12 protein-coding genes and 1 tRNA gene are annotated in these 11956 nt (G+C 44.6%); 9 read left to right on the top strand and 4 right to left on the bottom strand.

All coding sequences use genetic code 11. The features are described from left to right. The first annotated feature begins 69 nt into the window (after window positions 1-69). Together fmdA and IQ270_RS14430 are read left to right on the top strand one after the other, a co-directional pair. The gene (fmdA, locus tag IQ270_RS14435; protein ID WP_193973879.1) at window positions 70-1245 is read left to right on the top strand and encodes a formamidase; all 1176 of its coding nucleotides are present in this window, start codon (window positions 70-72) and stop codon (window positions 1243-1245) included. A 64-nt stretch (window positions 1246-1309) separates the two neighbouring features. Then, the gene (locus IQ270_RS14430; protein WP_193973878.1) at window positions 1310-1573 is read left to right on the top strand and encodes an FmdB family zinc ribbon protein; all 264 of its coding nucleotides are present in this window, start codon (window positions 1310-1312) and stop codon (window positions 1571-1573) included. 147 nt (window positions 1574-1720) lie between these two features. Here IQ270_RS14430 and IQ270_RS14425 read toward each other — a convergent pair whose 3' ends face one another. Further along, window positions 1721-3034, bottom strand: coding sequence for a photosystem II assembly protein (locus IQ270_RS14425; RefSeq protein WP_193973877.1), 1314 nt, complete (start codon window positions 3032-3034; stop codon window positions 1721-1723). After that, complete coding sequence (locus tag IQ270_RS14420) at window positions 3027-3950, bottom strand: radical SAM protein (protein WP_193973876.1); 924 nt, start codon at window positions 3948-3950, stop codon at window positions 3027-3029. The genes IQ270_RS14425 and IQ270_RS14420 overlap by 8 nt, the downstream gene beginning before the upstream one ends. A 57-nt stretch (window positions 3951-4007) precedes the next feature. Between IQ270_RS14420 and IQ270_RS14415 the strand changes: the two genes are divergently transcribed. The 4 genes from IQ270_RS14415 to IQ270_RS14400 all read left to right on the top strand — a co-directional run bounded on the left by IQ270_RS14415 (window position 4008) and on the right by IQ270_RS14400 (window position 7142). Next, window positions 4008-4289 carry a hypothetical protein gene (locus IQ270_RS14415; RefSeq protein WP_193973875.1) on the top strand — a complete coding sequence of 94 codons (282 nt, stop codon included), beginning with the start codon at window positions 4008-4010 and terminating at the stop codon, window positions 4287-4289. Between the two features lie 463 nt (window positions 4290-4752). Further along, the gene (locus IQ270_RS14410) at window positions 4753-6528 is read left to right on the top strand and encodes a sensor histidine kinase (protein ID WP_193973874.1); all 1776 of its coding nucleotides are present in this window, start codon (window positions 4753-4755) and stop codon (window positions 6526-6528) included. Between the two features lie 60 nt (window positions 6529-6588). Continuing rightward, window positions 6589-6912, top strand: a complete 324-nt coding sequence (locus IQ270_RS14405; protein WP_193973873.1) for a hypothetical protein — start codon at window positions 6589-6591, stop codon at window positions 6910-6912. 32 nt (window positions 6913-6944) lie between these two features. After that, the gene (locus IQ270_RS14400; RefSeq protein WP_228056365.1) at window positions 6945-7142 is read left to right on the top strand and encodes a hypothetical protein; all 198 of its coding nucleotides are present in this window, start codon (window positions 6945-6947) and stop codon (window positions 7140-7142) included. A 237-nt stretch (window positions 7143-7379) separates the two neighbouring features. Here the strand turns inward: IQ270_RS14400 and IQ270_RS14395 are convergent. Then, a tRNA-Arg gene (locus IQ270_RS14395) sits at window positions 7380-7453 on the bottom strand. A gap of 660 nt (window positions 7454-8113) precedes the next feature. Between IQ270_RS14395 and IQ270_RS14390 the strand changes: the two genes are divergently transcribed. The 3 genes from IQ270_RS14390 to IQ270_RS14380 all read left to right on the top strand — a co-directional run bounded on the left by IQ270_RS14390 (window position 8114) and on the right by IQ270_RS14380 (window position 11571). Next, complete coding sequence (locus IQ270_RS14390; RefSeq protein ID WP_193973872.1) at window positions 8114-8788, top strand: Npun_F0813 family protein; 675 nt, start codon at window positions 8114-8116, stop codon at window positions 8786-8788. Window positions 8789-9346: 558 nt separating this feature from the next. Then, entirely contained in the window at window positions 9347-10402 is a 1056-nt protein-coding gene (locus IQ270_RS14385) for a hypothetical protein (RefSeq protein ID WP_193973871.1), read from the top strand. Window positions 10403-10557: 155 nt separating this feature from the next. Continuing rightward, window positions 10558-11571: a hypothetical protein gene (locus tag IQ270_RS14380; RefSeq protein WP_193973870.1), complete on the top strand. Its 1014-nt coding sequence runs from the start codon at window positions 10558-10560 to the stop codon at window positions 11569-11571. Window position 11572: 1 nt separating this feature from the next. Here the strand turns inward: IQ270_RS14380 and IQ270_RS14375 are convergent, their stop codons facing one another. Further along, window positions 11573-11848 carry a lipopolysaccharide assembly protein LapA domain-containing protein gene (locus tag IQ270_RS14375; protein ID WP_193973869.1) on the bottom strand — a complete coding sequence of 92 codons (276 nt, stop codon included), beginning with the start codon at window positions 11846-11848 and terminating at the stop codon, window positions 11573-11575. Window positions 11849-11956: the final 108 nt, after the last annotated feature.

Raw genomic sequence — 11956 nt, 5'->3', positions numbered from 1 at the left:
CGCTCTTAGTAGCGTGTCAAACCACTTTTTGGCTTTAGTCCCGAATCATCTACTAAAGGAGTGCAAACTATGCCTCAAGTTGTCTTCAAAGTTGACTTGACCAAACCGATGTCCGAACAGGAATTAGTCGGTCACAACCGCTGGCATCCAGATATTCCAGCAGTCGTGTCCGTCAATCCCGGCGAGGTATTTCGCATCGAGTGCAAAGACTGGACAGACGGACAAATTAAAAATGATGACAGCCCCGACGACATTCGCGATGTAGATTTAACAGTAGTTCACGTTTTGAGCGGGCCAATTTACGTTAACGGCGCACAGCCAGGAGATATTTTAGTAGTCGATATCCTCGATATCGGGGCTTTACAAGGAGACGAATGGGGTTTTACAGGAATTTTTGCTAAAGAAAACGGTGGCGGTTTCTTGACAGAACATTTTCCAACTGCTGCTAAAGCAATTTGGGATTTTCAGGGAATTTATACCGCATCTCGACACATTCCTAAAGTCAGGTTTGCTGGGATTACGCATCCGGGTTTGATCGGCTGCGCTCCTTCTCAGGAATTATTGGATAAATGGAACAAACGGGAAGCAGAATTAGTAGCAACAAATCCCAATCGAGTACCGCCTTTAGCAGAACTGCCGAATCCCAAAAATGCAGTTTTGGGTTCGCTCAAAGGAGCCCAATTCGATCGAGTTGCGGCAGAAGCGGCGCGCACTGTTCCTCCCCGGGAACACGGCGGCAATTGCGATATTAAAAATCTGTCGCGGGGTTCAAAAATTTACTTCCCGGTTTATGTCGAAGGCGCGAAACTTTCGATGGGAGACATTCACTTTTCTCAAGGTGACGGGGAGATTTCATTCTGCGGGGCAATTGAAATGTCGGGTTACATCGACCTCCATGTTGATATTATCAAAGGTGGGATGGATAAATACGCGATGGTCAACCCTATTTTCAAACCCGGGCCTGTGGAGCCCCGCTATTCTGAATACCTAGTTTTTGAAGGGATTTCTGTTGATGAATTTACGGGCCAGCAGTATTATCTGGATGCCCACGTTGCTTATCGGCGAGCTTGCTTGAATGCGATCGAATACTTGAAAAAATTTGGCTTTACTGGAGAACAAGCATATTTGCTTTTAAGCTGTGCTCCGGTTGAGGGTCGAATCAGCGGCATTGTTGATATTCCCAATGCTTGCTGCACTCTTGCTTTACCGACAGAAATTTTTGAGATGGATATTCTGCCGTCTTAATTAGCGCAGGCGGGAACTACCCGCCTGCGCTCCTTCCATTCCAAATCTACTATCCAAAATTGCTATGCCTCTTTACGATTTTCGGTGTGAAACTTGCGGCCTGTTTGAAAAGTGGCGCCCTCTTGCAGAATCAGATAATCTTGTGCTTTGCCCAACCTGCGAAACTGCCGCTAAACGCATCTTTTCGCCACCGATGATTTTAACAGGAACTCTGCGGTTGAAAGGTCAAGAAAATAAGGAACCGCAAGTAGTTAAGCGTTGTGAGGAACCTAAACCGCAGCGGAATCGTGAACATCGAGGGGGACGACCTTGGATGATCGGTCACTGATGCAGTCCGGCAGGGGTTCAAACCCCTGGCTCAAAGCCGAAGTCCTCTAAAAGAAGACTGTAAAGTTAGTATTTCAGTCGGTTTAAACCGACTTTTGCTATTAGACAGGGACTTAAGTCGCTGGCGGGGCAAGGAAGTATTTTGTACTTATTTATTTGCCAATATCACATAGTCATCAACTCCATAAGTCAAGTCATAAGGCAGCTTAAAGTGCTGGCGGAAAAGAGGACTAATAAATTGCTGAAAATGTAAATTTTCTCTAGCAAAATTTCCAAAATTAGGGTGGGGTGTCCTCCTACCAGTTGAACTTAAATATTTATACCAAACCAAGTTTAATCCCAAATCCTCAACAAATTGTTTTACTACACTTAGCTCCTGCAGGCAATCATCAACTCGACGAACATTGTAGGGTATCAGCAACTTCTTTTCTTGAATAATTAGCAAAACGTAACCAGAATTATTCAGGCTGTTTGTGAAGATATCCTTGTAAACTCGAAGGGATTTTTCTCTTCTCTCCTCATCGTTAAAAAAACAGTGAGAAATCACTATAAAATCAAAGAATTTTTTCGGCAGTCTTTGAGATTGCTTTTCCCCATCAAATATACTAGAAGTGTCAAAGCGAAAGTAAGCATTCATTGCCTGGGGTTCCATGTACTGCCGCCAAAACTGGAGTCCGCGATATTGAAAAGCTTTTTGCTGTTCCAGAGAGTAGTAGGATATGTGCATTGGCGGCATTGAAAAAAAGTCGCTACTGCTTTGTAGCAACAAACCAAGTCCGCAAGCAACTGTACCCGGCCCAGCCGCAATATCGAGGATATTGAGTTTAGTTGGCAACAACCCTGCTTTGTAAATTAGGAACCAAGCTAGATATGTACAATAGACGTTATCTAGGAAATATCTCATTAAATAGATGTGAGGACTTAGCTCAAAACTGTATTGAGGATCTTGTCCTTCTTTTAGTTTTTGTATGTCGTCAATAGCTTGTTTAAGTAAATAATCAACATTGCTTTTTTCGCGGCTCAACTTATTAAGCTCATTTTTGATAAAGCCCGCCAAATGTTGTTCAAACTTATTAAATACCTTGTCATCAATGCCAGTGCATTGAATCATACTTGCATCGCATTCTATCAACTTGAAAGCTTTGGAAATATATTCAATCAACTTTGTGTCGGGAAACAAGGTTGATTCATCAATCAGCGCCAGAGAATCGTCAAGTTTCCCGAAGCTTAGTTGCAGTTTTAATTCTGCTAAATGCCGATCGCCTTCTTTGATGCGGTCATTTTTTTTCTGCAATAACTTCTCAAGCTGTAGGCGCTCTTTAAATAGCTTCTGCTGCCATGAGAGTTTTGCCCCGGAATTTTCTATTTGTTTTAACAGTTGTTTGGCAAGTCGATTATTTTGACTCTTGACGGCTTCGTTAAACTGATGGGAACGCCACCAATTTACTAGCGGATTACTCATAACCAAACCCCTCTTTACCTTCCATAATTTCAACATCCGGGAGCATCGCAATTAATTTATTTTTAAACTTGCGATAACTCTCTTGTTCGCTATTGTACCACCAAGCGTATTTTTGTTTAAGAGCTAATGCTTCCTCGCGAGTTGACGCAGTTAGCGATCGCCCGTTGCTGGCATGAAAATCCTGAATTACCACTCGATCTACAACTGCCAGCTTGCTAATAAAATTAGCTTCATCTTCCGGTAAGGTAGGGAGTAGTGGTGTCACAGTTATAGAAAATCTGACTTCGCAATTTTCTCGGTAAGGAAAACTATCTCTTAGTTTTGCCATAGCTTTGAGTCTAGCAGGAATACTCGGCGATTTTGGTTCAAAATCTTTCCTCACTTTTTCGCTACCAGTGGGAATGCTCATGTTAATTCGCAACCGCTGAAATTGCTGTAAAATATCGACATCTCTAATTATCATAGGACTTCGAGTTTGGATAACCAGCGTCGGTTGATAGGGAAGCATCACTGGTAACAAGTACCTAGTTAATAGTTTTTGAGATTCAATTGGCTGATACGGATCTGTGACACTACTCATGTAAATGCTAGGTGGTCGATCGGGGTTTTTCTTGTACCAAATATGCAAATCTTTCTTTAAAATTTCCGCTGCATTTTGCTTGATAATTACCCAATTTCCCCAATCCTGCCGCATCTGTGAATTAGGGCTAAAAGCAGCAGCATAACAATAGCTGCATCCGTACTGACAGCCGCGATAAGGATTTAGCGTGAAATCGTAAGCGCTGATAAATCCAGTCGCTTTGTTGAGCAATGACTGTGCATTTTGTGCATACACTTTGGCACTTCCAAACTTCTCTACGAGTGCGACTGTGTGTTGCTCGTCGGCGGAATATCCTTCATACTGAGACTTTACCATGATTAAAACCTGTTGTTACAGTATTAAAACGGAAAATGTTTAGGAATGAGAAAGGCTATGGCGCTTCATCTTACTACTTCACTTTACCGCACTCAACAAACGCTAGTCAAACACTGGGGAATTACTCAACTTTACAATAATTTTTTTGAAGAACCAACAAGTCAACTCTTTAAACTCACTGACAGCGACGATATTTTAGCACAACTGCTGGAATTGAACCTAGAACTGGCAGAAAAAGAAAAACGGGGAGAACCCGTAATTAAGCCTTGTTTCCCCAACAAACTGAAAATATTGCTCGGAGTTATCATAAGTTTTGTAAATTTACCTAGAATCACATAAATTGTTGATAGAGATCACAAACAGTCCGGTTTAAGAACAGAGATAATTAACAAGGGAGCGGCTAAATTGCGTCTGCTGGCGGCGAAAACAGCATCGATTTGGTGGACTCAAGACAAAAATGAGTTTCAAGATTTCCTACGCAACCGACTTTCCGCCCCAAAATACCGCCAAAAGTTAAAACTCAGAAAAATTGTCTGTTCTCCCGATCGCGTTTTTTTCAGGAGTAAGCTCCGAAATAAGTTGTTCAGCATTAAAATTGCGTGTCAACAAATAATCAAAGCATGAATGGGGCCAGCAGGCGAGTCCACCCCTAATGTCCAATATTTAGTTGCACAACAGATTATTATGGGTTTGAACTAACTTAAATGATTCACTTAGAAATGCAGATTTTGACTGCTTCTCGATATTGCCAAAAAATATGCAGGATGTCAATTACTCCTGATTAGTTTAGGAGGAACTTTCAATGTTATTATTTACCCACGCTAAACCCCAAGATAGCAAAGTAGAGCAAAATCGCTCTGATAAAAAAAATTTGTTACAGAATTCAACCATTAACCTAACTTGGCTAAAAGGACGATTCAACCATTTGCGGATCGGCCAAAAAATTAGCTACGGCTATGCTTTAGCGATCGGTATAGCGATTTTGGGTACGGGTGCGGGACTGAAAGCCGGAGACTACTTTCGCAAACAAGCTTTAGTTCAAGTAAATGTTGCTGTGCAGCGGCAGCAACTCCTGCAAAATTTGCAAAATACCGTATCTGAAGCCCGATCGCACGCGGCGAGATTGCCGGTAGTTTTGGGAGACACAGTTTGGCTGCAATACGAATACAATCGGTTTGTCCAGCAAATCAATCAGGCAAAAAGCTTAATTTCTGAAATTCAACTTTTTGCCGGAAAACATCCTGATGCACTAGCAACAGAAGAAGCTGAATTGCACTCTATATTGAATAGATATGCCATAGTCATCGATTACTACGCCGAGACAATTAAATTGCAGTTAAAAGAAGCGGAAATTTGGAATTTTCCCGGCAACAAAATCGAGGCTGCACAGCTACAAATGTTGAGGAATAGCAGTGGCGAAGAAGCGATATTACTAGATAACCTTGCTCAGAGTTTAACCGAGCTAATTTCTACTGTAGAAATTCACAAGCAGCAAGGAACGGAAGCATTTGAACAAGCTGAAGGTCTGCGAAACCGAATTATTATCGGGAGTATGCTAATTTCAGCACTCATCGCCGTCTTGCTGGCTGACAAAACCAGGCGGGCGATCGCCCAACCCCTCGAAACCGTCACTAATGTCGCTCAGCAAGTCGCTCGCGAATCGAATTTCAACCTGCAAGTACCAGTCACAACAGACGACGAAATCGGAGTTTTAGCGGCTTCTTTCAATCAATTGATTCAGCGAGTTAGCGAGTATACACAAGAACTAAAACAAACTCAATCCCAATTAATTCAGACCGAAAAAATGTCATCTCTCGGTCAAATGGTGGCAGGGATAGCCCACGAAATCAACAATCCCGTCAACTTCATCGGTGGCAACATTGACTATGCCAATCAATACATCGAAGATTTGGCAGGTTTGCTAACTCTCTATCAAGAATACTATCCAAACCCACCAGATGCCATTCTAAAACGCATCGAAGACATTGAACTCGAATTTCTCAGAGAAGATTTGCCAAAAACGCTTTCTTCGATGAAAATGGGAACCGATCGCATCCGGGAAATCGTCGTATCGATGCGGAACTTTTCGCGATCGGATGACGGTAAAATGAAACCGGCGGACATTCACGAAGGAATAGACAGCACCCTGGTAATTCTCAATCACCGGCTCAAACAAGGTATTCAAGTTATTAAACAATACGGCAACTTGCCTGCGGTTGAGTGCTATCGGGCCCAACTGAATCAAGTATTTATGAACGTGATCAGCAATGCAATAGATGCGCTGGAAGAGGTAAAAAAGGCAGACAAAGGCTATTCGCCAACCATTTGGATTAGCACGGAAATTACGGCCGAGAATACTGTCACCGTCAAGATTCGGGATAACGGGGCGGGAATTGCCGACGCGAGTACCCAACAGATATTTGACCCATTTTTTACTACAAAGTCGATCGGCAAAGGTACTGGATTGGGATTAGCTATTTCCGATCAAATCCTTGCCAAGCATCACGGGAAAATTGAGGTAAATTCTGAAATAGGACAGGGTACGGAATTTGTGATTGCTTTGCCCGTTGCTGCCTAAGATTGCGCGGGGCTGCCTCGTTTTTTGTTTGTCTGGATCGCACGAAGTATCTATACTAATTTGCTAGAAACACTAGACATTATACTAGACAAAATTATAGACATGACAGACAGAGTACAGCTTAATTTGAGATTGGATGGCAAGCGGGAATTGCTCGATCCCATTAAGGAAGTAGCAGCAGCAGAGGGACTGAGCGTCAATGCTTGGGTAGTGCGAACTCTAGAGCAAGCGACTGCTGACCCTACACCAAAATCTGAGTCAACGCGCCAAACTTTTATAGCGCTAGACACAATAGTAGAAACTAGGCTAGACGCAGTGCTAGACAGTAAGCTAGCAGACAGATTAGCCAGTTTTGAGGAACGGCTGGGAAAATTGAGTGCTTGAGAGATGCAGGCGATGAATCTGTCAGGTAGGAATTGAAAGCGGCCAACAAGCAACTGGCAGAGTGGGACACAGAACTGAATCAGTTGCACACCCGCAACGGCGATTTGGACTTGAAGGTGCAGATGTTGGAGCAAGAACTTAGGGAAGTGAAGGGCGATCGCTATGAAAAAAAAACTCAGCTCCGACCGGATCAGAATTTCCAGAGCCTGCCAAGTTACTCAATCAGTTGAAAGCGCGGCGTAAAAAGTCCGGGGCGAACTCAGGGGATATAGAGGGGGTCTTGGAAATACTTAGCTTGGAGAGTTAACCCGTGTCTACCGACAGGATACCGGGATACCACCTGGACCCAGATAGGCGGTGTTTCGCATTTGTTTCGCACCACAAATGCGAAACAAATAAGGTTTGAGCAGCTATCTCGCTTGCGGTAGAAAACGGCTCAAAGCGTTGACAGTATTAGGTTTTATTAACGGGTACGGCAGGACTTGAACCTGCGGCTCGCTGCTTAGAAGGCAGCTACTCTATCCAACTGAGTTACGCACCCAACTCAAAAATCGCTAACAACATTATTGTATCGGCGCAATGTGCGATCGAGCAAGTAAAAATTTGATGAATTTAGGCACAAATCGGTTTGAACTCAAAAAATAGGGCATAGAGGGCGATCGCTCGAAGGTCAAAAACCGAGGCACCAGGAGCGATCGTCTTACCAAAAAACCAGATCTAGTCTCCTGATTTTAAGTATAAGTTGATCGGCAGAGACTAACTTGCCGCTGTGAAGCTATGTTTGGTAACATTCGGCTCAACTTGATATTTGAGAAAAATGTGGTAGAACTAGGATTGAAAGACTCAGGTGAAAATCCCTGATGGTACGGAGCCAATATATAAGCTTCCTCTACCGCATCAGAGCAAAATAGTCGATCGCCCGATCTGTACGAGTTCGAAAATCAAGCGTTGCGTGTACAGCAATCGTAAGTTGTGCGCGGGGGATTTTCCTTCGTGCTGCAAGTTTATACGCCAGGGTTGAGAAACAATCTCAGCTCCGACATTTGTTACCATTTGTTAACAAAAAAGTCTTGCAACGTTTGAGGAAGGCAATCCTGCTAATTTAAGTAAACTCGTTAAATCAAGAATCCCCTAGCCTAAAGGCGAGGGGAGGGTCACAAGCACAGCACCTCGGCCATGACAGGAGTCAAATCGCAGTGTCATGTTTATTCTGAAACGGCAGGATGTTGAAATAACCAATTATCAACATCCAAAACGGGACCAACAAATTCCCATTCTCAATTATCAGGGGCAGACTTTTCGCCTGATCAGCGCCTTCAACGGCAAGCAAGCAGAAGACGCCAGAGCCTTGTGGCGGGACTTAACCGACAACAGAGGCAAAGCCTGCGTTCTGCTAGAAGAGCCGGATAGATATAGCGTCTGGGGAAAAGTCCGTTTAGATCAGCTTGCGGGTGAAGAACCAGCAGGTACAGAATCCGCGTCATCACCGCTGTTCGCGCAGGGTTGCCTGCTGCTGCTCCAAGCAGTTTACTTTGACGTAGAAGACCTCTTAGGCGCAAGGCAAGCCACATCGTTTCAGAAAGATATCACCAAGATATTTCAGCAGGGCAAATTCCCCCAGGCAGAGTCTGCTGATGCGATCCAAAATTGGCTAACCGTTAGTCCCTTGCAAAATCATAAGGTGCCCCCTTGGCAAGAGCAACATCTCAAGACCTTATTGCAAGAACTCCACCGTTTGGGCAAATCATATTTTGGCGATACGGGCTTCGCTGAGGGAGTGAGCGATGTACTGCAAGATATGCCAGCACCGGATCGCACTCAGTTTTTAGATTGGCTGAAACAATCAGCCCTCAACAAGTTGTGGATCGCAGCATAGAAAATCTTTGACAATTGCTCAGACAATTGGAAGCAGATAATTAAGCTGAGATAATTGCACTGTAGGGGGTAGGCGATATACAGGTGGGATTGCCAACTTGTATTGACAACAAAATTGTTAAGTCGGTTTGAGTGACACCTACAGTCTGGCAATTTAACTAAATTTTGATCGCAGTCCTCACCCACAATCATTGATATGAGTGGGGGAGTGCGAACAAAAAAAACAGACACAGCAACATTTGAGGGTATGATTTCAGAGATAGATTTGGTACTGTAAAAGCCCTAAGGGTGAATACACAGACCGTATTTCTATCATCTATTATTGTTTCCGGACAAAAGATCGACTAACAACTAATTCCTCGAATTAGTAAATAGATATTATTCTTGCTTAGTCTTTCTCTTAGTGTACGAGGGCAAAAGTCCCGAGTACACGCTGAGGACGCCAGTTTTTCCGGGAGCGTCGCGTCAGACAAAGGTTCTTTGGCGAAAGAATCCTCATCTACAATCACAAATTGAGATGGGGTGCGTTCAACCGCTAGTTAGGTCTCGTGAAATCCCTATGAGTAGCACTTCAGAAAAGTCATCTACATCTCCATCTTTACTGTCAGCTCAGACCCTAGTAATAGTGGGTATTGTCTGGGCTGTAATGGCGCTGCTGTTCTTTTTGCTGTTCAGCGTCCCCCTCTCACAAGAAGAGGGTTTACCGCTTTGGTACTCGATCGGCACTTATGTTTTTGAATGCGGGGCATACCTGGGAGCAGCTTTAGTTTGTTTGAGAAACTGGCAAAGCCCGCACATGGTCAGCGGGCGCAACGTCTGGCTGGGAATTGGTCTGGGGATGCTCTTCTATTTTATAGGCGGGGTGCTGTTCGGGATTTGGGAACTCTATTTCGAGTTAAACCCGGACGTTTCCCCAGCAGATGCCTTTTATTTGGGCAGCTACGTGGTACTGATTGGGGGCATGGTTGTCGCTGTAACTTCCAAGCGGCTGAATCTAGAAATTTGGCAGTGGGGTTTGTTAGCAGGAATTGCAGCCTTCGGGATTGCTATAGCTATTTGGGTTGCGGCACCCGAATCTTGGAGGCTAAAGCTAGGGCTGGCTCCGGCACCGAGTGTAGAAACATTGACAGAAACAGCACCACCAACCCAACCAACAGCAGCAGCACCTGCTTTGAACTCCTCCAAGTCAAAGGTAAAAGCACAAGACTCGTCAGCAGCCAAGCCCGAACCAGAATCAGCAGAAGAAGAAACTAAAGCTCCAGCATGGGTTGTAGCACTTGACAAACAACTGTCGCCTTACGCCTATGCGATCAATCTGTTTTACATCGTCGGGGACGTTTTTCTGCTGATTATTGCTACTGCACTGCTGCTGGCATTTTGGGGAGGACGTTTTTCCCAATCTTGGAGAATGATTGCGGCTGCAACTTTTTCGCTTTACGTCGCAGATATGTACTTTAAATGGCGCGATACTCAGGCTGAGGGTACTTATCAAAGCGGCAGTTTGCTGGAAGTCTTTTTTGTTTTCAGCGCCATCCTGTTCGGAATAGGAGCTATCTTAGAACATGACATCTCAACCCGTTCTCGCCAGAGCAGGCGGAGTCGTCGCGCCGCTTAGGGATTTGAGATTGGGGTTGCTTTGGCAAGCGGGCCGGAGGCGAAAGCTTTCTTGCACTTGCCGGCATCTGTTAACTTCAAATCGAAAATGAAAAATCACAGTTCGCCGATCGCACTTCCTGCGTTTTTTCACATTTTTTTGCTGGAAAACTTGGCATGACGCCTACAAAACTCTCCGATTCAGACAAACGGGAAATCCTGCGGCTGTACCGACAGTCGGACGAGAATACTATCACTCTGGCAAAGCGCTACGGAGTCAGTAGTTCGACAGTCAGGCGCATCATTCAGGGCGCTTTGTCGGAGTCGGAATACGAATTTCTAGTCCAGCAAAAACAAAAGCGTTCGTCTGCCGGCAGCACTGTTTCTGAACCGACAGAGGTGACTGCTGAGCCGGCGGCTGGCGATGGCGCTGCTGTAGTTACTCCCCTGTCGGACTCAATCCATGTCGGGCCTTCAGCCTCAAATTCGAGGCCGACTCCGACCAAGCGTTCTGGACCGGCCGCCGGGCCAGTTACAGAAATTGAAATTCCAGAAACTTTAGAGTCAGATTTCGAGGTTTCTGATTTACTAGATGCCGAAGCCGCAAATACCGATCTTGGTCACCGCACTGTTGTGACGGGCGAAGCAGAGGCAATGCTCCGAGATGAAGATTTTAGCGATTTCGACGAAGATGAGGGCGAGGATGAGGAGGACGATTTAGAGGAGGATGAGGACGATTTAGATGACGACTTCGACGAAGATTTAGATGATGAAGATTCTTTGTTTGAAGGCAGTCTGCTGGGTTCGATGTCGGGTGAGCCGATCCTGAGCTTCGAGGGCTTCGCTAACGAGCTTCGGGCTACAGGGCTGATTGAAGTTTTGCCTCTAAGCGAAGCGTCAGTGCCCAAAATTTGCTATTTAGTGGTCGATCGAGCTGCCGAGTTAATCACTAAACCTCTCAAAGCTTTTGGCGAACTAGGTCAAATTCCGGAGATCGAAATTCGCGAGAGAACCCTGCCAGTATTTGACAATCACCGAGTCGCCCGCCGATTTGCTACTCGCAATCAAAGAGTTTTCAAGATTCCTGACGGTAGGCTGCTGCAAAAAGCTGCGCCTTACCTGCTAGCTAAGGGAATTACTCGGTTGCTGATTGACGGCCAAGTTTACTCGCTCTCTTCATTCAGAAATTAACTTAATACGTTGCGGTGTCGGAGTCTTCTGAACTTGCCTGAAATTTGGAACGCGAACCTTGGGAATCTGAAAGGTGCCACAGCGGTGGCAGTAGCGCACCGCCGATCAGTCCGGCGCTAACACTCATCGCTAATACTAACCCTACGGGCATTTGTATCGATTTAAAAAATATAAAGTTCAAGGCTACTGGGGCGGCGTTCTGCACTGAGATAATGCCGATCGCGCTGGCTAAAATTGCTACTAAAAAACTAATGGCGAGCAGAGGAATTGTTTTCATCAAAGGCTTGACAACTTAATAACTTAAATGATATTATTTTTGGATAATAGAAATCTGTGTCAAAATATTATTTTTGCATACATCCCATTATTAAATAAGATACAACTA

The sequence above is a fragment of the Microcoleus sp. LEGE 07076 genome, assembly GCF_015207455.1.
Taxonomy (GTDB): domain Bacteria; phylum Cyanobacteriota; class Cyanobacteriia; order Cyanobacteriales; family Microcoleaceae; genus Microcoleus.
The sequence above is the reverse complement of the archived record's forward strand: the minus strand, read 5'-3'. Positions and strand labels throughout refer to the sequence as shown.

Coding starts and splice junctions, on each gene's coding strand:
- IQ270_RS14415 (WP_193973875.1), top strand. CDS start 4,008: ATGGCGCTTCATCTTACTACTTCACTTTACCGCACTCAACAAACGCTA.
- IQ270_RS14375 (WP_193973869.1), bottom strand. CDS start 11,848: ATGAAAACAATTCCTCTGCTCGCCATTAGTTTTTTAGTAGCAATTTTA.
- IQ270_RS14385 (WP_193973871.1), top strand. CDS start 9,347: ATGAGTAGCACTTCAGAAAAGTCATCTACATCTCCATCTTTACTGTCA.
- fmdA (WP_193973879.1), top strand. CDS start 70: ATGCCTCAAGTTGTCTTCAAAGTTGACTTGACCAAACCGATGTCCGAA.
- IQ270_RS14380 (WP_193973870.1), top strand. CDS start 10,558: ATGACGCCTACAAAACTCTCCGATTCAGACAAACGGGAAATCCTGCGG.
- IQ270_RS14430 (WP_193973878.1), top strand. CDS start 1,310: ATGCCTCTTTACGATTTTCGGTGTGAAACTTGCGGCCTGTTTGAAAAG.
- IQ270_RS14410 (WP_193973874.1), top strand. CDS start 4,753: ATGTTATTATTTACCCACGCTAAACCCCAAGATAGCAAAGTAGAGCAA.
- IQ270_RS14425 (WP_193973877.1), bottom strand. CDS start 3,034: ATGAGTAATCCGCTAGTAAATTGGTGGCGTTCCCATCAGTTTAACGAA.
- IQ270_RS14420 (WP_193973876.1), bottom strand. CDS start 3,950: ATGGTAAAGTCTCAGTATGAAGGATATTCCGCCGACGAGCAACACACA.
- IQ270_RS14390 (WP_193973872.1), top strand. CDS start 8,114: ATGTTTATTCTGAAACGGCAGGATGTTGAAATAACCAATTATCAACAT.